This window comes from Solirubrobacter soli DSM 22325, assembly GCF_000423665.1.
Taxonomy (GTDB): Bacteria; Actinomycetota; Thermoleophilia; order Solirubrobacterales; family Solirubrobacteraceae; genus Solirubrobacter; species Solirubrobacter soli.
Genome location: NZ_AUIK01000008.1, coordinates 37,907 through 64,190, shown reverse-complemented (window position 1 = coordinate 64,190; position 26,284 = coordinate 37,907). Strand labels below are relative to the sequence as shown.

26 protein-coding genes are annotated in these 26,284 nt (G+C 69.8%); 8 read left to right on the top strand and 18 right to left on the bottom strand.

What is annotated here, in order from left to right; translation table 11 throughout:
• Positions 1-8: 8 nt before the first annotated feature.
• Positions 9-434: a methyl-accepting chemotaxis protein gene (locus tag G569_RS0104550; RefSeq protein ID WP_157591816.1), complete on the bottom strand. Its 426-nt coding sequence runs from the start codon at positions 432-434 to the stop codon at positions 9-11.
• A 56-nt stretch (positions 435-490) separates the two neighbouring features.
• On the bottom strand, positions 491-895 hold the full coding sequence (locus G569_RS0104545; protein ID WP_028062541.1) for a MarR family winged helix-turn-helix transcriptional regulator: 405 nt from the start codon (positions 893-895) through the stop codon (positions 491-493).
• Between the two features lie 52 nt (positions 896-947).
• Between G569_RS0104545 and G569_RS0104540 the strand changes: the two genes are divergently transcribed.
• The gene (locus G569_RS0104540; RefSeq protein ID WP_028062540.1) at positions 948-1,343 is read left to right on the top strand and encodes an SRPBCC family protein; all 396 of its coding nucleotides are present in this window, start codon (positions 948-950) and stop codon (positions 1,341-1,343) included.
• A gap of 77 nt (positions 1,344-1,420) precedes the next feature.
• Here the strand turns inward: G569_RS0104540 and G569_RS0104535 are convergent, their stop codons facing one another.
• The 5 genes from G569_RS0104535 to G569_RS0104515 form a co-directional block, all read right to left on the bottom strand.
• Positions 1,421-1,747, bottom strand: a complete 327-nt coding sequence (locus G569_RS0104535) for an ArsR/SmtB family transcription factor (RefSeq protein ID WP_084284200.1) — start codon at positions 1,745-1,747, stop codon at positions 1,421-1,423.
• Positions 1,748-1,769: 22 nt separating this feature from the next.
• Positions 1,770-3,332, bottom strand: coding sequence for an APC family permease (locus tag G569_RS45540; protein WP_053225857.1), 1,563 nt, complete (start codon positions 3,330-3,332; stop codon positions 1,770-1,772).
• 53 nt (positions 3,333-3,385) lie between these two features.
• Positions 3,386-3,541, bottom strand: a complete 156-nt coding sequence (locus G569_RS62230; protein WP_157591814.1) for a hypothetical protein — start codon at positions 3,539-3,541, stop codon at positions 3,386-3,388.
• 189 nt (positions 3,542-3,730) lie between these two features.
• Positions 3,731-4,480, bottom strand: coding sequence for an ABC transporter permease (locus G569_RS45535; RefSeq protein ID WP_053225856.1), 750 nt, complete (start codon positions 4,478-4,480; stop codon positions 3,731-3,733).
• Entirely contained in the window at positions 4,477-5,331 is an 855-nt protein-coding gene (locus tag G569_RS0104515; RefSeq protein ID WP_037494902.1) for an ABC transporter ATP-binding protein, read from the bottom strand. The genes G569_RS45535 and G569_RS0104515 overlap by 4 nt, the downstream gene beginning before the upstream one ends.
• Before the next feature lie 33 nt (positions 5,332-5,364).
• Here G569_RS0104515 and G569_RS57255 point away from each other — a divergent pair, with 33 nt between their 5' ends.
• Both G569_RS57255 and ppk1 read left to right on the top strand, forming a co-directional pair.
• Positions 5,365-6,237, top strand: coding sequence for a Ppx/GppA phosphatase family protein (locus G569_RS57255; protein ID WP_053225855.1), 873 nt, complete (start codon positions 5,365-5,367; stop codon positions 6,235-6,237).
• Positions 6,238-6,270: 33 nt separating this feature from the next.
• Complete coding sequence (gene ppk1, locus G569_RS45525) at positions 6,271-8,409, top strand: polyphosphate kinase 1 (RefSeq protein WP_037494742.1); 2,139 nt, start codon at positions 6,271-6,273, stop codon at positions 8,407-8,409.
• 59 nt (positions 8,410-8,468) lie between these two features.
• Here ppk1 and G569_RS45520 read toward each other — a convergent pair whose 3' ends face one another.
• The 4 genes from G569_RS45520 to G569_RS0104485 form a co-directional block, all read right to left on the bottom strand.
• Positions 8,469-9,335 (bottom strand): sigma-70 family RNA polymerase sigma factor, encoded by an 867-nt coding sequence (locus G569_RS45520; RefSeq protein ID WP_053225854.1) that lies wholly within the window; start codon positions 9,333-9,335, stop codon positions 8,469-8,471.
• Positions 9,336-9,455: 120 nt separating this feature from the next.
• Complete coding sequence (locus G569_RS0104495) at positions 9,456-11,228, bottom strand: ABC transporter substrate-binding protein (RefSeq protein WP_084284195.1); 1,773 nt, start codon at positions 11,226-11,228, stop codon at positions 9,456-9,458.
• Between the two features lie 209 nt (positions 11,229-11,437).
• Positions 11,438-12,166 carry an aldose 1-epimerase gene (locus G569_RS0104490; RefSeq protein ID WP_169542064.1) on the bottom strand — a complete coding sequence of 243 codons (729 nt, stop codon included), beginning with the start codon at positions 12,164-12,166 and terminating at the stop codon, positions 11,438-11,440.
• A gap of 110 nt (positions 12,167-12,276) precedes the next feature.
• On the bottom strand, positions 12,277-14,256 hold the full coding sequence (locus G569_RS0104485; protein ID WP_028062535.1) for an SDR family oxidoreductase: 1,980 nt from the start codon (positions 14,254-14,256) through the stop codon (positions 12,277-12,279).
• A gap of 137 nt (positions 14,257-14,393) precedes the next feature.
• Here G569_RS0104485 and G569_RS0104480 point away from each other — a divergent pair, with 137 nt between their 5' ends.
• A complete protein-coding gene (locus G569_RS0104480; RefSeq protein ID WP_028062534.1) occupies positions 14,394-14,885 on the top strand; it encodes a hypothetical protein in 492 nt (163 codons plus the stop codon).
• Here G569_RS0104480 and G569_RS0104475 read toward each other — a convergent pair.
• The 3 genes from G569_RS0104475 to G569_RS0104465 form a co-directional block, all read right to left on the bottom strand.
• Entirely contained in the window at positions 14,882-16,540 is a 1,659-nt protein-coding gene (locus G569_RS0104475; RefSeq protein ID WP_028062533.1) for a carboxypeptidase-like regulatory domain-containing protein, read from the bottom strand. The two genes, G569_RS0104480 and G569_RS0104475, sit on opposite strands and share 4 nt — an antisense overlap.
• Before the next feature lie 43 nt (positions 16,541-16,583).
• Positions 16,584-17,297, bottom strand: a complete 714-nt coding sequence (locus tag G569_RS0104470; protein WP_028062532.1) for a crotonase/enoyl-CoA hydratase family protein — start codon at positions 17,295-17,297, stop codon at positions 16,584-16,586.
• Positions 17,298-17,361: 64 nt separating this feature from the next.
• Positions 17,362-17,622, bottom strand: coding sequence for a hypothetical protein (locus G569_RS0104465; protein ID WP_037494740.1), 261 nt, complete (start codon positions 17,620-17,622; stop codon positions 17,362-17,364).
• 29 nt (positions 17,623-17,651) lie between these two features.
• On the opposite strand from G569_RS0104465, the gene G569_RS0104460 reads away from it, so the two are divergent.
• Positions 17,652-19,532, top strand: a complete 1,881-nt coding sequence (locus tag G569_RS0104460; protein ID WP_028062530.1) for an ABC-F family ATP-binding cassette domain-containing protein — start codon at positions 17,652-17,654, stop codon at positions 19,530-19,532.
• Positions 19,533-19,637: 105 nt separating this feature from the next.
• Positions 19,638-22,001 carry an immune inhibitor A domain-containing protein gene (locus G569_RS0104455; RefSeq protein ID WP_028062529.1) on the top strand — a complete coding sequence of 788 codons (2,364 nt, stop codon included), beginning with the start codon at positions 19,638-19,640 and terminating at the stop codon, positions 21,999-22,001.
• Here G569_RS0104455 and G569_RS0104450 read toward each other — a convergent pair whose 3' ends face one another.
• The 3 genes from G569_RS0104450 to G569_RS0104440 are packed head-to-tail and all read right to left on the bottom strand — an operon-like array spanning position 22,002 to position 23,449.
• Positions 22,002-22,526, bottom strand: coding sequence for a GNAT family N-acetyltransferase (locus tag G569_RS0104450; protein WP_211232907.1), 525 nt, complete (start codon positions 22,524-22,526; stop codon positions 22,002-22,004).
• Positions 22,523-22,798, bottom strand: coding sequence for a hypothetical protein (locus tag G569_RS62225; protein ID WP_028062527.1), 276 nt, complete (start codon positions 22,796-22,798; stop codon positions 22,523-22,525). Before G569_RS62225 ends, G569_RS0104450 begins: the two co-directional genes overlap by 4 nt.
• A gap of 33 nt (positions 22,799-22,831) precedes the next feature.
• Positions 22,832-23,449: a TetR/AcrR family transcriptional regulator gene (locus G569_RS0104440; RefSeq protein ID WP_028062526.1), complete on the bottom strand. Its 618-nt coding sequence runs from the start codon at positions 23,447-23,449 to the stop codon at positions 22,832-22,834.
• Positions 23,450-23,514: 65 nt separating this feature from the next.
• Between G569_RS0104440 and G569_RS45515 the strand changes: the two genes are divergently transcribed.
• Both G569_RS45515 and G569_RS0104430 read left to right on the top strand, forming a co-directional pair.
• Positions 23,515-24,828, top strand: a complete 1,314-nt coding sequence (locus G569_RS45515) for an MDR family MFS transporter (RefSeq protein WP_053225852.1) — start codon at positions 23,515-23,517, stop codon at positions 24,826-24,828.
• Complete coding sequence (locus tag G569_RS0104430; RefSeq protein WP_028062525.1) at positions 24,825-25,550, top strand: LLM class flavin-dependent oxidoreductase; 726 nt, start codon at positions 24,825-24,827, stop codon at positions 25,548-25,550. Before G569_RS45515 ends, G569_RS0104430 begins: the two co-directional genes overlap by 4 nt.
• On the opposite strand, the gene G569_RS0104425 is transcribed toward G569_RS0104430, so the two are convergent.
• On the bottom strand, positions 25,547-26,266 hold the full coding sequence (locus G569_RS0104425; RefSeq protein WP_028062524.1) for a hypothetical protein: 720 nt from the start codon (positions 26,264-26,266) through the stop codon (positions 25,547-25,549). The genes G569_RS0104430 and G569_RS0104425 overlap by 4 nt on opposite strands.
• Positions 26,267-26,284: the final 18 nt, after the last annotated feature.

Genomic DNA, 26,284 nt, shown 5'->3' with positions numbered 1-26,284 from the left:
GCCGACTCCTAGGCCGCGGGGTGGAGCTCCAGCAGGCGGTCGTCGAGCTGCATCGCCGAGCGGCGCAACGCATCGGCGGAGGAGCTGAGCTCGACCGGTCCACCTAGGGCTGAGAACTCCTGAACGGCGCAGGCCACCGAGATCACCGCGCTCTGGAGCGCGGCGATCGCCCGTTCGGCCTGTGCGAGCTGCCCCTCATCGGCGCCCGCGGTGCCGAGCTCGGTCACGAGCCAGCCGATCTCGCCGGCCGCGACGCCGCACCCCACGGCGAGGCGGCAGACGTGCTCGACGACGACGCTCAGCTTGCCCAGGGCGTCAGCCTGAGCAGCCTCCATAGCTGAGTCGAGCGCCAGTTTGGTCGTGCGCTCGGTGAGCGCGACGATCGACGCCACGAGGTCGTCGGGGCGGGCGGGATCAGGACTGAAGCACGGCACGACAGCTGTATCGGGCCACGAGGTCAAGCGGATGTCCGGGGAAAGTCAAGAAACGGTCAAGCCGCGAGCCGGCGCAACGCCGCGAGCAGCGCCTCGCGCTCGCCGGCCGGCAGCGACGCGAGCAGCTCGTCCTCCATCGTCCGGATGTCGGCGACGACCGCCGTGTGGCGCTCCACACCCACCGACGTGATCCGGACGAGCTTGGCGCGGCGATCCGAAGGGTCGGCCGAGCGGGTGATCAGGCCGTCGCGCTCCAACCCGTCCAGAACCCCGATCAGGCGCGTCTTGTCGTGGCCGATCGCCGCCGCCAGCGCCAGCTGGGTCGATGGAGGCGACAGCGCGACGTGGTTCAAGGCCACGTAGCCCCACATCGTCAGCCCGTGGGCGTCGAGGATCGGCCGCTCGAGCTCGATCAGCCGGCGGGTGATGCGGGCGAACAGCGCTCCCAGGTCCTCGCGCACCCACGGGATCGTACGCGTTGACATATCGTATGCACACGCTTACGATAAGCACGTGCATACGAATAGATCGGAAACGCGCCAGATCTCGATCGACGCGGCGCCGGACGACGTCCTCGACATCGTCGGCGACGCCCGCGCGCTCCCCCGCTGGGCGCCGAATTTCGCGACCACGGTGGAGCCCGACGGCGATCACTGGATCGTCAACGGCGAACTCCACATCGACCTGCGCGTGGACCGCGTCCTAGGGACGGCCGACATCCTGCGGCTCGCGGACCCGCGGACCGGCGCCTTCAGTCGCGTCGTGCCCAACGGCGCCGGGAGCGAGTACCTCTTCACGCTCTTCTTCCCGGACGGGACCGACGAGACCGCGATCGTCGCGCAGATGGCCGTCGTGGAGGAAGAGCTGCGCACGGTGCGTGCGCTCGCTGAGCCAGCCGCGCGCGGCTGAGACCAGCCCGGCGCCGCTGACGACCACGAACGGCAGCAGCTCCTCGACCGGGACGCCGGCGACGTGGGCGAACAACGTCATACGGCCTCGGGCTCCTGCTCCAGCAGTTGCTGCAGCCGCTCCAACCGCCCGGTCCAGAACTGCTCGATGAACGTCACCCACTCGCGCACGTCGCCCAGCGGCTCAGGCCGGAGCCGGCAGATCGTCGTCCGACCTTCGACGCGCCGCTCGACCAGCCCCGCGCCCTCGAGCACCTTGAGGTGCTTGGAGACCGCGGCGAGCGAGATGTCGAACGGGACCGCCAGGTCGCCGACGGTGCGCTCCCCGCCGGCGAGCGCGCCGAGGAGGTCCCGGCGCGGCTCGCTGGACAAGGCGTGGAAGACGGCGTCCAGACTCTCAACCATGAGGTTGAGAATAACAGAACTGTCAACCGACAGGTTGAATGTTGGGCGGGAGCGACGGCGGCGCCGTCGGGGCGAGCCGCGCGCGCGTCCCCCGCCCTGCGATGTAGAACCCGATCCCGATCAGCAGCGTGATCGCGAACGGGATGAACACCACGAGCTCGAACGTCCCGCGCGAGAACCCGTCGGGCAGCGCGGAATCGTTCAACAACGACCCGTCGCCCAGCCCCGGGAAGAACCCGACGAGCGAGGCGAACAGCGCCCAGAACGTCGTCAGCACCCCGCAGATCCACACGCCGGCCATCCCGAACGGCACCTTGTACGGCCGGTAGACGTGCCCGTGCGAGTAGCGCAGCTTGATCAGCGCCGGGAAGATCGCCAGGTACGAGACCGTGGTGAACAGCAGCACCACGTTCAGCACCGCGTTGAAGTACTTCTCCGCGTCGCCGCCGGAGAGCTGGAACGCGAGCACCATGACGATCGTCGAGACGGTCCCGGAGAGGAAGTTGACGACGATCGGCGTGCCCCAGCGCGCCGAGAACGTGCCCAGGACGCGGGGCCCGCCGCCGTCGTAGCCGGCGACCGCCTGCGAGCGATCCGAGCCCATCAGCCACGTCGTCCCGCTGGAGAGCAGCACGAGGATGAACATCGCGGCCGTGAGGTTGCCCAGCACCGAACCGAACCCGCTCAGCTCGGCGCCGTTCTTGGTCACCTCGCCGCCATACACCGTGAAGACCGTCTTCATGGCGTCGATGAAGCCACCCAGGCCGGTGATCTGATCGGCCGGCAGGACCATGATGATCGCGAGGATCGGCACGCCGTACAGCACGACCGCCGTGACGGCCGAACGGAGGACCGTGAACGGCACGTCCTTCTGCGGGTCCTTCATCTCGTCGCCGGCGGCGCTCGGCAGCTCGAAGCCCACGAAGTTGAAGAACAGCAGCGGCACGAGCCCGATGAACAGCGTGTACGAGGGCGAGAACTCCGACAGCGCGGGAGAGTGGAGCCCGTGCTTGAACGCGTAGATGATCACGCTGAAGGTGAAGAACGCGAGCAGCACGATCCGCGCCCACGCGCCGAGCGTCGGGATCCACTTGCCGACGCCGAACGACAGGATCGCCGCCCACACGCCGAACCAGATGAACGCCAGCGAGAACAGGTACTGGCCGACGTTGCCGAGGTCACCGAAGAACGTGTTGAACGTCGTGACCGCGGTGATGCACAGCAGGCCGCCCATCCAGACCGGATTCGACAGCCAGTACAGGACCGAGTTGATCGAGGCGACGAAGCGGCCCCAGGCGAGCTTCGTCCACACGTAACAGCCACCTTCGTCGGTGAACGCCGCGCCGAGCTCGGCGGTCAGCAGCGCGTACGGCACGAAGAAGAGCACCGCGAGCACGATCAGCCACGTGAAGCCCTCCGGGCCGTTGCTCGCGACCGCGCCGAGCGTGTCCACGCCTACGAGCGTGCAGATGAGGAAGAACAGCATGTCGAAGCGCCCGAAGTGCTTCTTGAGCTTCGCTTTCTCGTCGAGAGCCGCCTGGGTCTCGGCGATCACTTCGTCAACTGCGTGCGGTTCCAGCGACATGAACCCATCCCACTTGATTCGAGTGAGGGATGGATGGGACCGGTGGTCCAGACCTAGCCTTCTCCATCCTCCCGACGCGGAGCGCCCGCGACCAATGCGGTCATCAGACCCAGCGCTCCTCCGATCACCAGCGGCGCCCAGCGGCCGGGCACCCCGGCGACGTGGGCGATCAACACGATCGTCGCGGCGACCGCGACGATGACGAACATCTGGAGCCAGCCCGGCAGGGACGCGACGTCCCTTACGGCTGAAAGCGAACGACCGATACGTGCCCGACCGTGTACGCCAGCTGCCATCCCTCTCCTGACAGGTCGATAGTGCCGCTCTAACCGTGGACAGCGGTTGACGGCTGTATTGGCGCTGACCCTACATGTTGCGGCGGACTACGTGCAAACCGCTCAGCGCACTCTCCGCGCTTCCCAGGAAAAGCCCCGCACAGCGAGCACGAGCCCGATCGCGGCCCACCAGCCGAGGACGAGCAGCGCGACCCAATGGTGGGTCAGACCCTGGTCGTCGACGATCGCTCCGGACAGTCCGTCGACCAGGTGGGTCAGCGGGAGCGCCTGCGCGATGTCGTGGATGATGCTCGGCGCGTCCTGCGCGTCGTAGAACACGCCCGCGATCAGGATCTGCGGCAGGAAGACCGCGTTGACGTAGGCGGGCGCGGACTCCGGATTGGGGATCGCGTGCGAGAGCGCGATGCCCAGCAGCGCGAAGCAGACCACGCCCGCGACCACGAAGACGGCCAGGGAGAACCAGTCGCCGGGCCACGAGACGCCCAGCAGGACGTGGCCGACGACCAGCACGATCGCGACCTGCAGGACCGCGTTGGCGACGGCGTTGGCCGCCAGTCCGGTCAGGTACGCGCTCGTCGGCAAAGGCGTCCCGCGCAGGCGCTTGAGGATCCCGCGCTCGCGCAGCGTCGTGAGGTTGTAGGCGAGCGAGGTGAACGTCGCCGACATCACGCTCATCGCGGCGATGCCGGGGACGATCACGTCGAGGTCCTCGTCGCGGCCGGCGAACACCGCGCCGAAGATCGCGAGCAGCAGCAGCGGCAGGACGACCCCGAAGAACGCCGCGCTCGGGTTGCGCCAGAACATCCGGCGCTCGAGCCGGTACTGGCGCCAGGCGAGTGCGGCCGTACTCACGCGAAGGTCTCCGTCAGTTCGAGATAGACGTCCTCGAGGCTCGGGCGCGTCACGCTGAGCTCCTCGAGCCGCTCGCCGCGGGCCAGCGCCTCGGCGGTCAGTTCGGCGAGCAGCACCGTCGGGTTCTCTGTGAAGCGCTCCTCCAACGACCCGTCGGCGCCGCGCCAGGCGACCCGGTAGCGCGAGGCCCCGAGCTGGTCCGGCGGCCCTTCGGCCAGGATCCGCCCGCCCTGGAGGATCGCGACGCGGTCGGCGAGGGTCTGCGCCTCGTCGAGGTAGTGCGTGGTCAGCACGACGGTCTTGCCGAGGTCGCGCAGCGCGCGGATCACATCCCAGGCGGCGCGCCGCGCGCCCGGGTCGAAGCCCGTCGTCGGCTCGTCGAGGAAGATCAGCTCCGGGTCGCCGACCAACGCCAGCGCGAAGTCCAGCCGCCGCGCCTGGCCGCCGCTCAACGTCCGCGCCCGGCGCCCGGCGCACTCGTCGAGCCCTGCCAGCGCCAGCACCTCGTCGACCCGGCGCGGCGCGGGGTACATCGACGCGAAGTGCTCCACCGTCTCGGCGACCGTCAGGTGCGGGTAGGTGCCGCAGCTCTGCAGCACGATCCCGACGCGCGAGCGCATCGCCTGCGAGCGGTTCTCCGGGTCGTAACCCAGCACGGTGACGGTTCCGCTATCGCGCGTGCGGTAACCCTCCAGCACCTCGACGGTGGTCGTCTTGCCCGCGCCGTTGGGGCCCAGCAGGCCGAAGACCTCGCCCCGCGAGACGGTGAAGTCGATCCCGCGCACGGCCTCGTGCGATCCGTAGGCCTTGGTGAGGCCGTGGACCTCGATCGCGGGAACGCCGCTCGTCATCACCTCCATCATGGCAACATCGCTTCCGAGCGAATGCTCTGCGGCTGCATCGACATCGGGACGAACACCACCCGCGTGCTGGTCGCCGAGGCATGCCCTGGTGGCCTGAGGGAGGTCCTGCAGCGCCGCGCCTTCACCCGCCTGGGCCGTGGCCTGGCGCCGGGCGGGACGATTCCGGCGGCCCGGATCGCCGAGACCGCGGCCGTCGTCGCCGAGCTGCACGCGCTCGCCGAGCAGGCCGGCGCGAGCACGATCCGCGCCGTCGCCACCGCCGTGATCCGGCGCGCCGCCAACCGCGACGAGTTCTGTCGGGCCATCAAGGCGCACGGCGGCGTCGAGGTCAACGTGCTCGACGGGGAGGAGGAGGCGCGGCTCGCGTTCCTCGGCGCCACCCGCACCGCGGGGCGGCCGCTTCCGGGGCGCGTCGCGGTGGTCGACGTCGGCGGCGGCTCGACCGAGATCGCGATCGGGACCACCGATCACGGCGTCGAGTGGGCGAAGTCCTACGCCTTCGGCAGCGGCTTCCTCGCCGACGCCTACCTCGGCGGCGACCCGCCCGGCGACGAGGAGCTGGCGGCCGTGAGAATGCACGCCGTCCGCGCGCTGACGCCGATCGATCCCGGCGCCATCGACCACGCGCTCGCGGTGGGCGGGAGCGCGGCGTCGCTGCGCCGGCTCGTGGGCGATGAGCTCAACGACGCAAGCCTCGCGCAGGCGCTGCGGGTACTGGCGAGTGGTCCCGCGGTGGACGTCGCCGCCCGCTTCGACCTCGACGCACAGCGGGTCCGGCTGATGCCCGCCGGCCTGCTGGCGCTCGACGCAGCCGCGAAGGCGCTCGGCCGCCCGCTGCAGATCGGCTGCGGGGGGCTTCGCGAAGGCGTCCTGATCGACCTCGCCGGGCTGTAACAACTCGTTCACGATCGACCCACCGAGGGTGCGATGATTCAGAACGCCGTGAGTGAGACCACCAGCGCGACCGAGACCGTCGCTGCGCCGGATCTTCAGGATCCCGCGCTCTACTACAACCGCGAGCTGAGCTGGATGCAGTTCAACGAGCGTGTGCTCGAACTCGCGGAGGACGCGTCCGTTCCGCTGCTGGAGCGCGTCAAGTTCTGCGCGATCTACTCGTCCAACCTCGACGAGTTCTTCATGGTGCGCGTCGCCGGTCTGCACGACCAGATCGAGGCGGGCATCGAGAAGCCGCTGCAGGACGGCAGCACGCCGTCGCAGACGATCGAGGAGATCCGCAAGGCGGTGCGCGAACACTCGGCCCGCCAGTCGCGCTGCCTCGACCACGACCTGCGCCCCGCGCTGGCCGAGCACGGCATCCGGATCGTCCGCTACGCCGAGGTCAACCGGACCGACCGCAAGAGCCTCGACGAGCGCTTCCGCCGGCAGATCTTCCCCGTGCTGACGCCGCTGGCGGTCGGCCTCGGGCGGCCGTTCCCGTACATCTCCAACCTCTCGCTGTCGCTGGGCGTGATCGTCCGCGACCCGGTCACCGACGTGCAGACGTTCGCGCGCGTGAAGGTCCCGAAGGAGATGCTCCCGCGCTTCGTGCCGGTGGGCGACGGCAAGACGTTCGTGCCGCTCGAGGACGTGATCGCGGAGAACCTCGATTCGCTGTTCCCGGGGATGGAGATCCTCGACAAGCACGTCTTCCGCGTCACGCGCGACGCGGACTTCAGCGTGTCCGACGACGCCGACGACCTGCTCCAGGCCGTCGAGGAGGAGCTGCGCGCGCGGCGCTTCGGCGAGGCCGTGCGCGTCGAGGTCGGCGCCGGCATGAGCGACGCGATGCTCGACCAGATCTCCCGCGCGCTCGAGGTCGGCGCCGAGGACGTCTTCAAGGTCGACGGCCTGCTCGACCTCAACGACCTCTGGGACATCGTCAAGATCCCCGGTCACTCGGAGCTGCGCGACCCGCCGTTCCAGCCGGTCACGCAGCCGCGCCTGCAGCCCGACGAGGACGAGCTCCCCGACGTGCTCGGCGCCATGCGCAAGCGCGACATCCTGCTCCACCATCCCTACGACTCGTTCGTCAGCTCGGTCGAGCGCTTCGTCGAGCAGGCGGTCAACGACCCGGACGTGCTCGCGATCAAGCAGACCGTGTACCGCACGTCGGACGACTCGCCGCTCGTCCCCGCACTGATCCGCGCCGCCGAGCGCGGCAAGCAGGCGGTGTGCCTGGTGGAGGTCAAGGCGCGCTTCGACGAGCGCGCGAACATCCAGTGGGGGCGCGCGCTGGAAGAGGCGGGCGTGCACGTCGTGTACGGCCTGCCGGCGCTCAAGACGCACGCCAAGTGCATCCTGGTCGTGCGCCGCGAGGGCGACGGCATCCGCCATTACCTGCACGTCGGCACCGGCAACTACAACGCCAAGACCGCGCGCCTGTACACGGATTTCGGCCTGTTCACGTGCGACGAGGAGATCGGCGCCGACGTCGCCGACATGTTCAACTTCCTCACCGGCTTCGCCCGCCCGCGCGGCTACCGGCGGGTGCTCGTCGCCCCCGCGCATCTGCGCAACGGCGTGATCGAGGAGATCGAACGCACGGTCGCCGTCCACAACGAGGGCAAGCCCGCGCGGATCCGCATGAAGATGAACTCGCTCGTGGACCGCGAGTGCATCCAGGCGCTCTACCGGGCGTCGCAGGCGGGCGTGAAGGTGGAGATCAACACCCGCGGCATCTGCTGCCTGAAGCCCGGCGTCCCGGGCGTGTCGGACAACGTCCGCGTGGTCTCGATCGTCGGGCGCTTCCTCGAGCACTCGCGGATCTACTCCTTCGAGCGCGACGGCGAGCACACCGTCTACATCGGCTCTGCGGACCTGATGCCGCGCAACCTCGACACCCGCGTCGAACTGCTCACGCCGATCCGCGACGAGACGCTGCGCGCCGACCTGATCGACACGCTGGACCGCTGCTTCTCCGACAACATGAACGCGTGGGAGCTCGACAACCAGGGCAACTACACGCGCCGCTCGCCCAACAACGGCGAGGGCCGCTCGGTCCAGCGCGAGCTGATGGCGGCGCACGCCGCCGCGGCCGCCGAAGCATCGGCGGCGAAGACGTCGTAGGAGGCGGGCGCCGCCCCGGCCCGGGCGGCGCGAAACCTAAAGGGGCCTGACCCCTTTAACTACGCGGCGTCGCGGAGGGCGCCGGTGGCCGGCGAGGCGCGCAGGTGCCGCAGGGCGCGGTCCTCGGCGCAGCGCACGCGGCGCGGGGTGATGCCGAGCACGCGGGCGGCCTGGCCCGGCGTGTGCGGCGCCTCGGCGCCGAGGCCGAAGCGCAGCTCGAGGACGCGGCGCTCGAGCCCGCCGAGGCCGGCCAGCACGGTCCCGAGGTCCGCGTGCATGCGTGACACGGCGGCTGATTCCTCGGGCGTGGGGCCCTCGTCGGCGAGGAGGTGACCGAGCTCGGCGTCGCCCGCGTCGCCGACCGGGGCTTCAAGAGATACGGGGGCCATCGCGATCCGGCGGACATCGGCGACATCGTTCTCGGACCACTCCAGGGCGTCGGCGAGCTCCGCGGTGGTGGGCATGGCGCCGAGCGCCATCGCCAGGCGGCGCTCGACCGCCTGCAGCTTGCGGACGCGATCGCCCACATGGACGGGCAGCCGCACGGCGCGCCCCTTCTCGGACATCGCGCGGCCGATCGCCTGGCGGATCCAGAGGGTCGCGTAGGTGGAGAACCGGAACCCGCGCCGGTGGTCGAACTTCTCGACCGCGCGCACGAGGCCGATCGTTCCCTCCTGGATCAGATCCAGCAGGGTCATCCCGGAATCCTCGCGCTGGAAGCGCTTGGCGAGGTGCACGACGAGGCGCAGATTGGCTTCGATCATGCGGTCCTTCGCTTCAAGATCGCCCCGCTCGATGCGGCGAGCGAGTTCGAGCTCCTCGGCGGGGGTCAGGAGCCGCGTGCGGGCGATGCGCTGGAGGAAGATTCCGAGGCCGTCGCCGAGCTCGCGTCCGTCCTGTGGAATCGGCGGCGTAGCGGTGGGCATGCCCGGCAGCATCGACCACCAGGTTCAAGGGATTCTGTGGTGAAGATACGCGTTGCTTAAACGACAACGGCCCCGCGTTGCGGGGCCGTTGTTTTCAGGCGTAGAGCGGGAACGCTCTGCTTACTTGAGCGACGTCCAAGCCAGTTCCCACTGGGCGTTGGAGATCGAGGCCACGCCGTTGACGTTGGCCGACTCGATCAGCGGCTGCTTGTCCCAGATCCACGGCACGACGCCGGCCTGCGCGGTGACCTGCTTGTCGATCGCGGCCCAGGCGGCGGGGCGCTGCTCCTTCGGGAGCAGCTCGGCGTCGTCCATCGCCTTGTTGATCGTCGGGTCGTTGAGCTGCGGCCAGTTGGAGTTGCCCTGCTCGAGGATGTTCTTGCCGTTGAAGGTCGGATCGAGCATCGTCTGACCGTCGGCGAAGTCCTTCAGCCAGCCGACGTTCGGGCAGATCGCGACCTTGGCGGACGGCGTGTTGCAGTAGCGCGTGTACATCGTCTGCTGCTGCACCAGGCGCATCTGGATGTTGAAGCCCATCTTCTCCAGCTGCTCCTTGGCGGACTCGGCCGTCTTGGCGGCGACGCCCGCGTTGGAGCCGACCATCAGGATCTTCTCCGTGCCCTCGTACTTACCGGACTTGTAGCCGGCCGCCTTGAAGTACTCGGCGGATTTGTCCGGGAGAGGCGAGCCGTCCTTCGAGATGAAGTCAACGGGGCTGTCCATGCCGCCGGCCTCCTCGAAGCCGGCCATGCCGGGCGGGAGGATGTGCGTGGCGGGATCGCCGACCAGCTTGCCGCCGCGGGTGAGGATCAGCGCGTTGCGGTCGAAGCCGGCGATGACGGCCTTGCGGACGTTGATGTCGTCGAACGGCTTGACCGTCGTGTTCATCGAGATCCAGCGGCCGCCGCCGGAGGGCACGAGCTTGAGCTGGTCCTTGCGGTTGGTCGCGGCGTCCTTGAGGTTCTCGGGCAGCGGCGAGAAGTCGCCGTTGACCATGCTCTGGCCGGTCAGGATGCGGCGCGAGGCGACGCCCGGATCGTCATTGCCCTCGAGGTTGTCGATCTCGTCGAGGTACGCGGGCTTGAAGTCCTTGGTCTTGTCCCAGCTCGGGTTGCGGATCAGGTGGATGCGCTTGCCCGCCTCGTAGCCGATCGCCTTGCCGGAGGCGTCGTTCTCGATCATGTACGGGCCGGTCGCCAGCTGGTTCTCGCCGTAGGTGGACGGCGTCTTGGCGTCGAACTTCGCGGCGTACGCCTTCGGGACCGGAGCGGTCGCGCCGTAGGCGAGGGCGCCGGAGGCCATCACGCCGCCGACGGCGCGCTTGAACTTCAGGACGAGCGTCTGATCGTCAGGCGTCTCGATGCCCTTGATCTCGGTGCCCGGCTTGGAGTTGATCTTCGCGCCCTCGAGGTCGGCGTAGTACGACTGCGTGAAGCCGGCGGCGACGGAGCTGAAGAAGCCGCGCTCGATCGCGTACTTGACGTCGGCCGACGTCACGTCGTGGTCCTGGTACGGCGGCGAGTACTTCACGCCGGACTTGATCTTGACCGTGACGGTCTTGCCGTCGTCGGAGACCTGCGGATCGCCGTCGGCGAGGTCCGGAACCATCGTCGCGCCGTCATTGGGCTTGTAGGCGTACAGCTGCTTCTGCGTCGCGTTGCAGATGAAATTGCCCATCTGGTAGTAGGTCTGGCCGCAGTCGATGTGATCGACGTCGCCAGTCCAGAGCACCGTCAGCTTGCCGCCGGTCTTCGCCTTCTCGGGAACATTCGTCCCCGTGTCGGTTTTGGTGTTGCCGCCGGAAGACGTGTTGTCGCTGCCGCCGCATGCAGCAACGCCAAGCGACAGGGCCGCGAGAACGGTGGCCCCAATGGTCCATGCGGACCTACGCATGTGGTGCGTCCTTTCTTAGTGAACCTGGCATGCAGTGCCCCAGGGATGGCCCCCGCCGACCCGAGAAACCACTGCCGAAGAGCCCAGACGGTAGCGATTCGTACGACGTTTGATATGCAGTCGGCGCTCTAGCCGGTAAGTAAGGGCGCGGTCGGTGCGCCCGCAGAAAACCCGATCGGTAAGCGTTATTACCCATGCGCTCAAGGTTTTCAGGTGATGGACACCGTGAAGCTCGCGGAGAAGGTCTCGCCGGGCGCGACGGCGTCAGGCGAATGGCGAAGCGCGTCCGCCGGTGCGGTCATCGGCTCGAAGCAGATGACGTCCGCGGTGGCGGGCGCGAAGATCTGCGCGTAGCCGTAACCGGACCCAAACCTCACCTCAATGCGCCGTCCGCCGCCTTGGAGCACGAACGGGCCGCCCCGGTCATCCAGCGTGAACCCGTCGTCGAAGAGGCGATCGCCGAGCGGGCCGTCGAGGTCGCCGGCCGGGACGCGCTCGCCGGTCGGGACGAGGTTCTCGTCGAGCAGCAGCCGGTCGGCGACCGGCAGCGCGATCTCCCAGTCGGACCGAGGCACACCGGGAAGCTGAAAAAACGGGTGGTAGCCGAACGACAGCGGCACCGCCCGCGTGCCTGCGGACAGCGTCGTGGTCAGCGTCAGCGAGGTCTCGGTCAACTCCGCCGCGACCTCGAGGCGGTGGTCGAACGGGAACTCGCGCATGCCGGCGAATTCGCGTCCGGCGACCAACTTCCTGTCACCCGCGTGCGACACCGTCCAGCCCGACACGGCGGACCGCAGGCCGTGCAGCGGGAGTCCGTGCTCCTCGATGTAGATGTCGCCCGAGCCGGTCAGGTCGACGTCGCCGTACCCCATGCCACCCAGCCGGTTCGCCCACGGATGCAGCAGGGGGATCCCGGTGATCCACGGCACATCCGGCACACCCGGCCCGCGTACCGCGCCCAACACTTCCTCGCCCCGGTGCCGGAGCGAGTGACACGCCATCCCAGCCTCGGCGGCGAACGCCGCCTGCAGTCCTCCCGCCGATAGGACTACCAGTGCACGCCCTTCATCAGATAGGCCAGCGCGGTCGCCTCACCTGACGCCTTGTCCGAGCGCTCGTCGGCCTTGCCGCCCTTCGCGGCGGTGGACTCCGGGAAGACCTTGTAGGCGAGGTGCAGGATCTGGTCGACGGCCTTCGGCGCCAGCGCGTACGCGACCTCGCCGAACGTCCCGAGCTTGGTGTTGATCTGCTTCGGCTTGGCGCGGATCGCCTCGCACACGAGGTCCGCCGCCTCCTCCGGGGAGATCGTCGGGAAGCTGTCGTACATCTTCGTCGGCGCGATCATCGGGGTGCGCACGAGCGGCATGTGGATCGTCGTGAAGGTCACGTTGTCGCCGATCGTCTCCGAGCTCACCACGCGCGTGAAGGCGTCCAGCGCGGCCTTGGACCCGACGTAGGCGGAGAAGCGCGGCGGATTGGTCTGCACGCCGATGCTCGACACGTTGACGACGTGCCCGCCGCCCTGGTCGCGCATGTGCGGCAGCAGGCCGAGCATCAAGCGCACCGGCGAGAGGTAGTTGAGGTGGACCGTGCGCTCGTAGTCGTGGAAGCGGTCGTAGCTGAGCGCGACGGAGCGCCGGATGCTGCGGCCCGCGTTGTTGACGAGCACGTCGATCTTGGCGTGGTCGGCGAGCAGCGTCTCGACGAGCTTGTCGATCGCCTCGAAGTCGCTCAGGTCGCACGGCGCGACGTACGCGGTGCCGCCGGTGGCCTCGATCTCGGCCTTGACCTCGTCCAGCTTCTCCTTGGTCCGCGCGACCAGGATCGGGATGCCGCCCGCGGCCGCGACCTTCAGCGCGGCGGCGCGGCCGATGCCACTCGACGCGCCCGTGATCACGACCGTCTTGCCGTTGACCGCGCCCTCGAAGGAGCGGTCCTTGTACAGGTCCGGGTCGAGCTTGCGCTCGTAGTAGTCCCAGAGCTTGACCGCGTAGCTGTCCAGCGGCGGCAGCGTGATGTCCGAGTCGCGCAGCGCCCGCTGGGTGTCGCGCGCGTCGAAGCGGCACGTGAGCGCGATGTAGTCGATGACCTCGTCCGGGATGCCGAGGTCGGCGAGGATGTTCGCGCGGATCTGCTTGAGCGCGGGCAGCTTGAGCGCGAAGCTGAGCACGCCCTTCGGCAGGTTCTGCGTCGCCCGCCGGTCGATCCGCATGACGGCCTTGGGCGCGTGCCCGGCCTCGGCGAACGTGTTCAGGACCTCGCCGACGCGCTGGCCCTTCGGGTCGACGATGTGGAAGACGTTGTTCTCGAGTTCGCCCTTGTGCGCGATGTGGTCGACCGCCGCGGCGACGTAGTCGACCGGGACGATGTTCGTCCAGCCCCACTCGAGGCTGATCAGCGGGAACCACTCCGGCAGCGCGTGCCGGACCTTCTGGATGACCTTGAAGAAGTAGTACGGGCCGTCGATCTTGTCCATCTCGCCCGTGCGGCTGTCGCCGACGACGACGCTCGGGCGGTAGATCCGGACCGGTGCCTCCAGGCGCTCGCGGACGAGCTTCTCGGACTCGTACTTCGTGCGGTGGTACGGGTGGGCCAGCTTCTGTCCCTCGGCGAACATGTCCTCGGTGAACGTGCCCTCGTCGAAGAGCCCGGCGACGGCGATCGAGGACATGTGGTGGAACATCCCGACGTCGAGCGCGTTCGCGAGCTCGATCGCGTTCTGCGTGCCGCCGACGTTGGCGAGCGCGTTGCGGGTCTCGTCCGCGCCCATGTCGTAGATCGCGGCCAGGTGGAAGAAGTGGTCGATCCGGGGCAGCGAGGCCGGGTCGACGCCGAGCTTGTGCTCGCCGAGGTCGCCGACGACGGGCTTGACGCGATCGCCGGCGCCCCACCGTTCGATCAGCGCGTCGAGCCGCTCCCGCGAGCCCTCGCGGACGAGCACGTGGATGTCGCCCTCGCGCTCGAGCAGACGCTCCACGAGGTGGCGCCCGATGAACCCGGTGGCCCCCGTGACGAAGTACGCCGTCAACGCTCTCTCCTCCCGTGGCCGTGCACGGGACGGGAGACTATTCGGGTCGGGCGCCGAGTGCGACGGAACCTGCACAGGATCCGGGCCACGCATGGCGAAACCCTGAGTGGTCGAGAGTCCGGCGGAAGGAGCGGGACGTGAGCACGCAGTCGTCATATGACCCGACGGTCGAGGCGGGCCCGTTCGGCAAGATCGCCTACCTGTTCGCCTTGCTCGGGGTCTACGTGGTGAGCTCCGGGCTCTGGTTCTACGGCTTCTGGAGCAAGGCGATCGACGGCGACTTCAAGATCCCCGACGCCCTGCGCAAGCAGTTCGACGCGACCTTCCTCGGGACGATCCCGGGGGCACAGGCGTCGTGGGTGATCATCACGATCCTCGAGGGCATCGTGTTCCTGACGCTGATCGCGAGCGTGGTGACGACCGAGTTCCGCCCGTCGCGGCGCAAACCGCTCCTGCTGACCGCTCTGGCCCTGGCGCTGCTGGTCTTCGCGCTGCTCTCGTTCGGCCAGAACGCGACCGCCCAGCATGAGTCGGTGGCGAGCCTGTACGGCTACTTCGGGTCGACGCTGATCATCATGATGTTCGTCCGCACGCTGCCGCCGTACAGCAGCAACCGCTGGCTGGCCTAGCGCACGCGCACGGTCGCGGTCGAGCTATAGCCCGTCTCGTAGGGGAACTTCGCCGCGGGGCGGATGCGGGCGCGGAAGACGAACGAGTGGCCGCGCGAGGCCGAGCTGCGGAACCGGTAGCGGACCTTGAAGCGCCCGCCGGCCGACGTCGTCGTGTCCGCGAACGTCTCGTAGTGCCGCGAGCCCTTCGGTCGCCCCTGGACGACGATCGGCACGCCGCCGCGCGACACGCCCTTCAGGCGGCCGGAGATCGTGAGTGCGCGGCCGACCCGCGGGCGGCGGGTCGAGACGCTGAGCGTCGACGCCGCGCGCGCCTGCAACGTCAGGTAGCCGTTGGCGCCGAAGCGGATGTCGTTGGCGTGCGAGAGCCAGGCGAACTGCAGCAGCCGCGAGGCGGACGCGGTCACGGTCGTGCTGAAGCGGCCGTCGCCGTCGGTGGTGAAGGTCGCGCGCGGGATCAGCGAGGCGCCCTGGCGCAGGTCGCGGCTGAGCAGCGTCACCTTGGCGCCGGTGATCGGCGCGCCGCTCGAGTTGGTCAGCCGCCCGCGGACGCCGGCCCGCTCGCCGTAGTCCAGCGTGCGCCGGTTGGCCCTCAGGCCCTTGGTCCAGATCACCGAGAGCGTGCCGGTGTCGGTGGCGCCTGAGCCGTTGAGCGCGCCGCGGTCGGAGGGCGTGACGCTCCACACCTGGTACGGGCCGCGGTCGACGATGTTGCCGCCGGCGTCGGTGACCCGCACGAGCACGGAGCGGGTGCCGGTCGTCAGCGAGGTCGCGCGGATCGTCTCGCGCGTGAGGTTCGGGCACGGGGCGGGCTGGCTGTAGTCGCACGCTTTCTTGGCGTCCGTCACGCCCTCGCCGTAGTCCTCGACGCCGACGAGGACCGGTGCCGCCGGGTTGGACACGTCGATCAACTCGATCGTGCGGATCCCGGAGTTGTCGCTGGCGGTCACGGTCACCGGGTCCGAGCCGTTGCGCGCCCCGCCGGCGAGCAGCCCGGACGCCTCGACGGTCACCGTCGGCGCCGTCGGGTCGCTGATCGTCACGTCCGAGCCGTGGAGGATGTGGCTGATCGCGCCGCCGGCGGCGACCGAGCAGGGCGTCCCGCGGTTGAAGCAGCCCACGCGCAGGCTGAGCGTGTTCGCGTCGCCCTTGTAGGCGGCCAGCGCCGGGAAGCTCGCGCGCGAGACCCCGCTCTTGGCGACGGCGACGTTGCCGTCGGGGTATCCGTACCACTGCTTCTGGGCGTTGAGCGCGTTGCGGGTCGGGTCGGCGTAGTTGCCCGCCCCGGCGAAGATCGTCGGCCCGAGGCTGTAGAAGAGGAAGTACTTGTGCGTGCCGTCGGCGACGGGGTTGGTGAAGCCGATCTGCCGGGTGAGCGCGAAGTCCGCGATCGTCGTGCCCGGCGGGGTCGTGAACGTCAGCGCCGCCGACGTGTTGTTCGCCATCCGCGCGCCCGCGGGGACCGTCAGCGCGATGAAGTTGCCCGCGCAGCTCGAATCCAGCAGTACGCCGGATGCCGCCACGGCCTTCCACGCGCCGTTCGGATAGACCTTGCCGCCGGCGGCGCAGGTGTAGACGTGATAGGTCCCGGCCTGTGCGGTGGCGGGCGCGGCGAGCAGGAGCGCGAGGAACGCGAGGGTGAGGCGGCGAGACATAGGCACCAGATCGATACCCGATCCCGCGCCGGAGTTGCGCCGCTTACCGACGCTCTTGGAAGCGCTTGGCGCCTTCGACCGCGGTGCGGATCCGCTCGCGACCCAGGTCGGCCTCGAGCGCGAGGCCATCCGCGAGCGGGAGCCCGTACCCCTCCAGCGCGGCCTGACGGTCGCTGCGGACGGTGTCCTGCGGGAACGCGGCGATCTCGTTCGCCAACGCCAGCGCGCCCTCGAGCGCGTCGTCGGCCACCCGGGTCAGCAGGCCGATCGAGAGCGCCTCGGCGGCGTCGATCGTCCGGCCGGTGAGCAGCAGGTCCAGCGCGCGCCCCATGCCGAGCACGCGCGGCAACCGCTGCGTCCCGCCGTCGATCAGCGGCACGCCCCAGCGGCGCTCGGCGCAGCCGAACGTCGACTTCGGGGAGGCGACGCGCAGGTCGCACCAGAGCGCGAGCTCGAGGCCGCCCGCCAGGCAGTGGCCGTCGATCGCCGCGATCGTGGGCTTGGGCGACGCGAGGCGGGTGAAGCCCATCGGGCCGCCCGGGGCGTCGGGGTCGAGCGTGTCGATCGCCTTCAGGTCCGCGCCGGCGCAGAAGGCCTTGCCGCCCGCGCCGTACAGGACCATCACGTCGGCGTCCTCTTCAGAGAACCGCTCGAACGCGGCGAGCAACGCGGCCGCGGTCTCGCCGTCGACGGCGTTGTGCCGCTCCGGCCGGTCGATGGTCACGAGCGCGACGCGGCCCCGGCGTTCAAACTGGATGAGGGTTCGGGTGGTTAAGGTCGGATGATCGGGGTGGGGTGGCGGGGCTGCTCGACTTCCTTAATCACCAGCCGCCGCGTTGGTCTGCGCGCGCGGTGCGCGCCTTCGCCGCGGCGAGGCGGACGAGCCGGCGCCGCTCGGTGATCGTGTAGAGGATCGAGAGCACCGCGACCAGGACCGGGAAGCCGCCGATGATGATGAAGGCGGCGCTCGTGACGACCTTGTCGTCGGCCGGGCCGTAGGTGCCTTCGCCGCCGTCGTTGGCGAGCGCGAGCGGCGCGCTCATCGCGAACATCCACAGGGTGAGAAGAGCCGTACGGACCATGGGCGGGAGGATACCTATCCTCATTGACGATGGCCGTCGTCATTGCATCCGACCTCGCCAAGGACATGGCGGGCGAGCCCCTGCTCCGGGGCGTCTCGTTCAAGCTCGAGCGCCGGGACCGGATGACGCTGTCCGGCCGCAACGGGTCGGGGAAGACGACGCTGCTGCGGATGCTCTCCGGCGAGGCGGGGGTCGACGGCGGCGAGCTCGTCTTCGCCAAGGACGTCAAGGTCTCGCTGCACGATCAGCGCCCGCCGCGCGATCGCGACCTGACGCTGCGCGACTACGTGCTCTCGGGCTGCAAGGAGTTGCTCGCGCTCGAGTCCGAGCTCGCGCGGCTGGAGGCGGCGATGGCCGAGGGCGCGCTCGACGACGCGACGTTCGGCGCCTACGGCACGGCGCAGGCCAAGCTCGAGCACGCCGGCGGCTACAACTGGCGCGAGTCGGTCAACTCGACCCTGCACGGGCTCGGCTTTCGCGACGAGCACCTGGACCGCAGCCTGGAGACGTTCAGCGGTGGCGAGCTGACCCGTGCCTCACTGGCGCGCGCGCTCGCGGGCGATCCCGACCTGCTGCTGCTCGACGAGCCCACCAACCACCTCGACATCGCCAGCCTCGAGTGGCTGGAGACGCACCTGCAGTCGCTCGACGCGGCGATCGTGCTCGTCGCCCACGACCGCTGGTTCCTCGAGGCCGTCGGCACGTCGGTGCTCGAGCTCGAAGGCGGGCGCGCGAAGTTCTTCAAGGGCACGTGGCACGCGTGGCGGGCGGAGAAGGCGCAGCGCGAGCTCGCGCTCGGCCGCATGATCGAGAAACAGCAGACCGAGATCGCCAAGCTCGAGCGCTTCGTCGACCGCTTCCGCGCCGGCACCCGCGCGCGCCAGGCCTCCTCGCGCCAGAAGAAGCTCGACAAGATCGACCGGCTCACCACCGACCCGAAGAACGGCAAGGCGCTCGGGTTCGCCTTCAAGCCGCCGGAGCGCTCCGGGCGCGTCATCTTCGAGGTCGAGGACGGGCTGCTGAAGATCGGCGACCGCACGCTGCTCCAGGACGCGGAGATGTGGCTCGAGCGCGGCGAGCACGTGTCCCTGGTCGGCGCCAACGGGTCCGGCAAGACGACGCTGATCACCGCGCTGACCGGCGGGCGCGAGTTCGACGGCGGCAAGCTGCGGACCGGCCATAACGTCAAGCTCGGGCTGCTCTCGCAGCACACCGAGGAGATGTTCGGCACGGGCACGGTGGTGGAGGCCTGCCAGCGCGCGACGAAGTTGACGCCCAACAACGCGCGGTCTCTGCTCGGACAGTTCCTGTTCAGCGGCGAGGAGGCCGAGAAGCCGGTCGACGGCCTGTCCGGCGGCGAGCGCCAGCGGCTCTCGCTCGCGATCCTCGTGCACTCGGGCGCGAACGTGCTGATCCTCGACGAGCCGACCAACCACCTCGACGTGGAGTCGCGCGAGGCGCTCGAGTCCGCGCTGCAGGCCTTCCCCGGCTCGCTGCTGCTGATCTCCCACGACCGCGCGCTGCTGGACGCCGTCGGCACGCGCACGGTCGCGCTCGAGGACCAGACGCTGCACTCCTACGTGGGCGGCTGGCCCGAGTACGTGCGCGTGCGCGAGGAGCGCGCGGAGGCCGAGAAGGCCGCCAAGCGCGCCAAGCCGGTCGTCGAGAAGGCCAAGCCCGCGCCGGTCGTCGAGACCAAGCCGCGCTCCAAGAACGAGCAGGCCCGCGCCAAGAAGCTCGAGGCCGAGATCGAGAAGGCCGAGGCCGCGCTGGCCGCCCTCGAGGTGGAGCTGGCGGACCCGGGGGCGTGGAACGATCCGCGCTCCGCCGCCAAATCGACCGAGCGCCACGCCGCAGCCAAGAAGACGCTCGAAGAGCTCTACGCGCGCTGGGAAGCTGTAGCAAGCTGACACGCTCGCTTGGTTGACGCGTAACCCGAGCTAGGCTGGCGGCCGTTCCCGAGAGGCAGGGGTGCTTCTTCGGGACCCATATGCACTGCGTGCTCGGGAGGCACAATGTCAAAAGTTCAAGCGGGGCTGGGAAGCCTCGGTGTCGCGCTGGGTCTGGCGACGGCATTCGCGTTCAGCGCTGACGCGGCACCACCGGCAGGGACGACGGGGCAACCGCAGACGGCGGTCGCCGACGATCTCCCCAACCCGGAGGAGAGCAAGCGCCGCGAGCTGCGCGAAGCGGCGCTGAAGGAGGTCCTCGCCGGCAAGGCGCAGGTCGAGGACCGCAACGGCTCGAAGGTCGTCAAGCTCGGCAAGGCCGCGCCCGCCCCGGGCGCCAAGGCCGAGGACCAGTACGTCGAGCTCGCGCGCGAGAAGACCGACAAGATCTTCGTCGTGCTGGCCGAGTTCGGCGACGAGCGCGCGCCGAACTACCCGGACCAGGACACCAACAAGAACATCCCCGGCCCGACGACGTTCAACGGGCCGCTGCACAACCGGATCCCGGCGCCCGACCGGTCCAAGGACAACTCGACCGTCTGGCAGCCGGACTTCAATCGCGACCACTACCAGCAGCTGTACTTCGGGACCGGCGGCGAGTCGCTCAAGACGTTCTACGAGCGCCAGTCGTCCGGCCGCTACAGCGTCGACGGCCAGGTCACCGACTGGGTCAAGGTCCGCTACAACGAGGCCCGCTACGGCCGCAGCGGCGGCTATCCGTGCGCGTCCAACGTGTGCTCGAACACCTGGAACCTGATCCAGGACGCGATCAACCAGTGGGTCGCGAACCAGCACGCCGCCGGCCGCACCGACGACCAGATCAAGGCCGACCTCGCGTCCTATGACCAGTGGGACCGCAACGACTACGACCACGACGGCAACTTCAACGAGCCGGACGGGTACATCGACCACTTCCAGATCGTCCACGCGGGCGGCGACGAGGCCGACGGCGACCCCTACCAAGGCGAGGACGCGATCTGGTCGCACCGCTGGAAGGCGTTCCAGAACACCGGCCAGGGGCCTGAAGGCAACAAGGACGGCGGCACCCAGATCGGGACCACCGGCCTGTGGGTCGCCGACTACACGATCCAGCCGGAGAACGGCGGCCTGTCGGTGTTCGCGCACGAGTACGGGCACGACCTCGGCCTGCCGGACCACTACGACACCGCCGGCGGCCCGGACAACGCGGTCAACTGGTGGACGCTGATGGCCCAGAGCCGCGTCTCGGCGCCGGAGGACCAGGGCATCGGCACCCGCCCGGCGGACCTCGGAGCGTGGGACAAGCTGCAGCTCGGCTGGCTCGACTACGAGATCGTCGTCGCGGGCCAGAACAAGACGCTCGACCTCGGCCCGCACGAGGGCAACACGGCCAAGGCGCAGGGCGTCGTGGTCGTGCTGCCGCAGAAGGTGGTGACGACGCCGCTCGGCGCGCCCGCGGCGGGGACCAAGCAGTGGTACTCGGGGACGGGCGACGACTACGAGGCCACGCTGGCGCGGCAGGTCGCCGTGCCCTCGGGCACCACGACGCTGTCCTTCCAGGGCCGTTGGAACATCGAGGACTGCGGGCCGGACGCGTGCGACTACGCGTACGTGGAGGTCGACGACGGGTCGGGCTACAAGGCGATCCCGGGATCGATCACCAAGCCCGCCGAGGGCAACGGCATCGACGGTGTCTCAGGTGGCTACAAGCCGGCGACCTTCGACCTGTCGGCCTACGCCAACAAGACGGTCTCGCTGCGCTTCCACTACAAGACCGATCCGGCGCAGCAGGGCAACCCGGACTCGACCGAGCCGCCGGGCATCTTCGTCGACGAGATCAAGCTGACCAACGGCACCCAGACGCTGTTCACGGACGGCGCCGAGAACGGCGCCAACGGTTGGGCGGCGAGCGGCTTCAGCATCGTCGGCGCGACCTCGTCGCAGAACTACGACCACTACTACGTCGCGTCCAACCGCACGTACACCGCCTACGACCGCTACCTGCAGACCGGGCCGTACAACTTCGGCTTCCCGGACCGGCCGGACTGGGTCGAGCACTTCCCGTACCAGAACGGGCTGCTGATCAACTACTGGGACACGTCGTTCTCCGACAACAACGAGAGCGTCCATCCCGGTCAGGGCGAGGTGCTGCCGATCGACGCCAACCCGACGCCGATCTACCGCCTCGACGGCAAGCCGTGGCGCGGGCGCATCCAGACCTACGACGCACCGTTCGGGCTGGAGAAGTCGGACTCGTTCACGCTGCACGCCCAGGAGACGGGCCGCGCGTCCTACATCCGCGGGCAGGCGGCGCAGCCGCTGTTCGACGACCGCCGCGAGTACTGGGACCCGGCGCTGCCGACGGTCGGCGTCAAGGTGCCGCATGTGGGCGTGACGATCCGCGTCATGCAGCAGAGCGGGACGTCGATGAAGATCCGTATCGGGTCCTAGTCACCACACGTCGCCGTCGCGCCAGTCGGCGGTGAGCGGAAGGGTCAGGTCTACGTCCTCGTCCGCGAGGACGTAGACCGCGCCCTGCTCGTCCGGCGTCGGCACGATCCCGTCCGGCGTGAGGGCGGAGAGTGGACCTTGCCACGCGCGCCAGCCGTGGCGTTCGTACAAGGGGATCGCCTCGTCGGTGGCGCCGAGCGCGCCGATGTCGTAGCCGCCGCGGACGATCCGCTCGATCTCGGTCATCACCGCGCTCGCGTGGCCGCGACGGCGGTGCCGGGGGGAGACGCAGACGCTCTCGACGTAGCCGGTGCGCAGCGCGCGGCCGTCGCTGAGCATCCGGCGCATCACGACGGCGGCGTGGCCGACGAGCTCGTCGCCCTCGTAGGCGAGGGCGTGGATGCCGCCCAGGCCGTGCTCCCAGTCGTCGTCCGTGAAGTCGTCGTCGAACGCCTCGTCGAAGAGTGCGCGGGCGGCGGTGAGGGTCGCGGCGTCGAGGTCCGCGGTGTGCGCGATTCGGATCACGCCTCCATTAACGCCCACCGCAGCGCCCAGCCGGCGACGAACTCGGCGCTGAGCCGGAAGTCGCAGCGGGGAAGCCAGCGCGCGAACGCGAAGACGAGGTCCTCGCGGACGCGGTCGGTGGCGAAGGCGTCGCACAGCAGGACGAGGGCGGCGCCGTTGGCGTCGGGGGCGACGATCAGCTGATCGCCGCACACGATCCGCCAGCCGCCGCCGAGTGCACGGCGGCCGACGTAGGCGCGGTCCTGGAGGAAGGTGGGGTCGAGTACGGCCATGCATCGAGCGTTGCGGCCGAACCTCGGAATTGCCTAGGAGTTCTCTGAGCCGTACTCGCCCAGGCCGTGCTCGAGCAGCGCGAGCGCCTTGTCGGCCTGCGCGGTCACCTCGTCGGCGAGCTCCTCGCGCGCGCCCGCCAGCACGCGCTCGCGCGAGAAGTCCACCAGCGCGCGGTGCAGCCCGATCATCGCGCCGGCCGCGACCCGCGCCTCGACGTCGCCGCCGAGCAGATCCGCCAGGTCGCGCGTGTAGCCCTCGAAGATCTGTTGCTCGCGCGCCAGCAGCGACGGGCTCGAGACGATCATGTGGGTGAGCGCCGCCAGCCGCTCGCGGGTCTCGGGGTCGTGGCTGGCGAGCATCCCCCGGGGCGCGCGGACGAAGCGGCCGAACGCGGAGAGGACGGACTCGCCCGGCGCGCGGTCGCGGATCGTCCCCAGCAGCTCGTCCTCGAAGGACTCGAGCCGCCAGTAGACGAGGTCCTCCTTGGTCGGGAAGTAGTTGAAGACCGTTTGGGCCGAGACCTCGGCGGCACGCGCGATCTCGGTGACGGTGACCGCCTCGAACCCGCGCTCGCCGAAGAGGCGGCGCGCGGTCTCGGCGATCAGCTCGCGCGTCTGCTGCTTCTTGCGCTCCCGGAGTCCGGTGGCCATGGCTCGAAATGTATCAGCACAAATCTTGGCTTGACACAAAACTTTGTGTCGCTACATTTTCTGCCATGACTTCTTTCCGCACGACCTTCGCGGGGCTGCTCCTGGCGATGCTGCTGGCGTCGCTCGACCAGACGATCGTCGCCACGGCGCTGCCGACGATCGTGCGTGACCTCGGCGGGCTCGACCAGCTGTCGTGGGTCGTCACCGCCTACCTGCTCGGCGCCACCGTCTCGATGCCGCTGTGGGGCCGCGCCTCCGACCTCTACGGCCGCAAGAGGCTCTTCGTGGCCGCGATCGTGGTCTTCCTCACCGGCTCGGCGTTGTCCGGCGCCGCGCAGTCGTTGAGCGAGCTCGTCGCCTTCCGCGCCCTCCAGGGCCTGGGTGCCGGCGGGCTGATGACGCTCGCGATGGCGATCGTCGGCGACATCGTCGAGCCGCGCGAGCGCGGCCGCTACCAGGGGTACATCCAGCTCGTGTTCGTCGTGGCCAGCGTCGCCGGCCCGCTGCTCGGCGGCCTGTTCGCCGACCACGCGAGCTGGCGCTGGGTCTTCTACGTCAACCTCCCGATCGGCATCGCCTGCCTGGCGCTGGTGACGACGTCGCTGCACCTGCCGGTCGAGCGCAAGCCGGTCAAGCTCGACTACTTCGGCGCGACGCTGCTCGCCGGCGCGCTCGCGAGCCTGCTGCTCGCGACGACGCAGGACGCCTACGTCCTCTACGGCGCCTTCGCCGTGCTGCTCGCCGCCTTCTTCGTGCAGGAGCGCCGCGCCGCCGAGCCCGTGCTCCCGCTGCGGCTGTTCGGCGAGCCGGTCTTCAACATCGTCTCGGCCGCGCTGTTCCTGACGACGCTCTCGTTCTTCACCGTGATCGTGTTCGTCCCGGTGTTCCTGCAGACCGTGATCGGCTCCAGCGCGACCGAGTCCGGCGTGATCCTGCTCGCGCTGCTGATCACCGCCACGATCTCGACGACCCTCTCAGGCCGCGCGATCTCCAGGACCGGCCGCTACAAGCGCTTCCCGCTGCTCGGGCTGGCGATCATGGCGCTCGGCCTCGTCGCGCTCTCGACGATGGACGCGCACACCAGCACGGCGACGATCGCGCTCATGCTCGCGTTCTTCGGTCTCGGCTTCGGCCTGGTCTCCCAGGTCCTCACCGTCGCGATCCAGAACGCGGTCGACCGTCGCGACCTCGGCATCGCGACCGCGAGCGCGAACCTGTTCCGCTCGCTCGGCGGCGCGATCGGCACCGCCACCTTCGGCGCCATGTACACGGGGCCGAGCATCTTCCTCTACGCCGCGCCGGTCGCGTTCGCGGCGCTGCTCGTGGTCACGTTGCTGGAGGAGGTCCCGCTGCGCGGCCCGCTAGCGTCCGCCCGGTGAACCGAGCCATCTTCATCGCGCCGTTCGACGAGTTGTCCGAGCCCGCCCGCGTCGCCGAGCTGGCCGAGCGCGCCGAGCGGCGCGGGTGGGATGGCTTCTTCCTCTGGGACCACATCGACTATCGCCCGCCGGTCAGTCGGCTGGCGGATCCGTGGATCACGATGGCCGCGATCGTCATGCGCACCGAACGGCTGATCACCGGCCCGCTGGTCACGCCGCTCGCCCGCCGGCGCCCGCAGCAGCTCGCGCGCGAGGCCGTCACGCTCGACCGGCTCAGCGGCGGGCGGCTCGTGCTCGGCGTCGGGGCGGGGTCCGATCGCAGCGGCGAGTTCGAGCGCTTCGGCGAGGTCACCGACATGAAGGAGCGGGCGCGGCTGCTCGACGACGGGCTCGCCAAGCTGCAGGCGTTCTGGGCGGGGGAGCTCGAGCCGCGCCCCGTGAACGGGACGATCCCGATCTGGGTCGCCGCGCGCTGGCCGTTCAAGCGCGGCCCGCTCGAGCGCGCGAAGCGCTACGACGGCGTCTTCCCGATCGATCAGGAGACGCCGGACGTGCTGGCGGAGCTGATCGCGGCGGTCGGGCCCGGCAAGGAGATCGTCGTCACCAACCGGGCCGGCACCGACCCCGCCCCGTGGGCGGCGGCCGGTGCGACGTGGTGCCTGACGGGCTTCGGCCCGCAGCCGACCTACGACGAGGTGGCGCGGGCCATCGACGCCGGTTAGCGCCGGTCGTCGTCGAGCGGGGCGCGGCGTTCGCTGGCCGCGACGGCGCCGTGGCGCGTCGTGGCGGGTTCGTCGAGCGTCTCGTGGCGCGTGGTGGCGGCGCGGTCGTCCGCGAGCGGCTCGTGACGTGTGGTGGCGGCGCGGTCGTCCACGAGCGGCTCGTGGCGCGTCGTGGCCGCGCGATCGTCGGCCGCCGTCGTCGTGGCGATCGGCTCGCGGTCGCGCGCGAAGCGGCCGTTCCGCCGCTCTTCGACCGTGGTGGGCGCGGCCCCGCGGCGGCGGCCGACGCGCGGCATCATCGACAGCACGATGAGCGCGGCGCCACCGGCGCCCATGACCAGCGTCGTCCAGTTGTTCATCGCCACGACGCCGAGGATGTCGTCGCCGTCGGAGAGCGCGATCAGCGCGCCGACGACGAAGGCCACGCCGACGATGAACGCCATCGACTTCGCTCCCCAGTGGATCGTGGAGCCGAGCAGGAGCAGAAGACCGGCGGCGGCGAAGACGACCCACGTCCAGCCGTTGCCCTCGATGCCGATGAACGTCGTGCCGGTGACGGTGCCGCTCGGGGCGTCGAAGGTGAAGCTGCGGCTGGCGAAGATGAAGCCCAGCACGCCCAGCGCGAGCGACGCGAGGCCGAGCGCCGCGACCGGGCCCTTGGCCAGCGATACGCCGCTGCGGGGTCGTGCGGTCTCTTCGTAGTGATCAGTCGCCATGGTGTCCTCCCTGGAGGT

Coding starts and splice junctions, on each gene's coding strand:
- ppk1 (WP_037494742.1), top strand. CDS start 6,271: ATGATTCAGAACGCCGTGAGTGAGACCACCAGCGCGACCGAGACCGTC.
- G569_RS45520 (WP_053225854.1), bottom strand. CDS start 9,335: ATGCCCACCGCTACGCCGCCGATTCCACAGGACGGACGCGAGCTCGGC.
- G569_RS62225 (WP_028062527.1), bottom strand. CDS start 22,798: ATGGCCGTACTCGACCCCACCTTCCTCCAGGACCGCGCCTACGTCGGC.
- G569_RS0104475 (WP_028062533.1), bottom strand. CDS start 16,540: ATGTCTCGCCGCCTCACCCTCGCGTTCCTCGCGCTCCTGCTCGCCGCG.
- G569_RS0104455 (WP_028062529.1), top strand. CDS start 19,638: ATGTCAAAAGTTCAAGCGGGGCTGGGAAGCCTCGGTGTCGCGCTGGGT.
- G569_RS0104515 (WP_037494902.1), bottom strand. CDS start 5,331: ATGACGAGCGGCGTTCCCGCGATCGAGGTCCACGGCCTCACCAAGGCC.
- G569_RS62230 (WP_157591814.1), bottom strand. CDS start 3,541: ATGTTCGTCATCGTCGCGGTCGCCGCGACGATCGTGTTGATCGCCCAC.
- G569_RS0104460 (WP_028062530.1), top strand. CDS start 17,652: ATGGCCGTCGTCATTGCATCCGACCTCGCCAAGGACATGGCGGGCGAG.
- G569_RS0104495 (WP_084284195.1), bottom strand. CDS start 11,228: ATGCGTAGGTCCGCATGGACCATTGGGGCCACCGTTCTCGCGGCCCTG.
- G569_RS0104535 (WP_084284200.1), bottom strand. CDS start 1,747: ATGGTTGAGAGTCTGGACGCCGTCTTCCACGCCTTGTCCAGCGAGCCG.
- G569_RS57255 (WP_053225855.1), top strand. CDS start 5,365: ATGCTCTGCGGCTGCATCGACATCGGGACGAACACCACCCGCGTGCTG.
- G569_RS45515 (WP_053225852.1), top strand. CDS start 23,515: ATGACTTCTTTCCGCACGACCTTCGCGGGGCTGCTCCTGGCGATGCTG.
- G569_RS45540 (WP_053225857.1), bottom strand. CDS start 3,332: ATGTCGCTGGAACCGCACGCAGTTGACGAAGTGATCGCCGAGACCCAG.
- G569_RS0104440 (WP_028062526.1), bottom strand. CDS start 23,449: ATGGCCACCGGACTCCGGGAGCGCAAGAAGCAGCAGACGCGCGAGCTG.
- G569_RS0104465 (WP_037494740.1), bottom strand. CDS start 17,622: ATGGTCCGTACGGCTCTTCTCACCCTGTGGATGTTCGCGATGAGCGCG.
- G569_RS0104425 (WP_028062524.1), bottom strand. CDS start 26,266: ATGGCGACTGATCACTACGAAGAGACCGCACGACCCCGCAGCGGCGTA.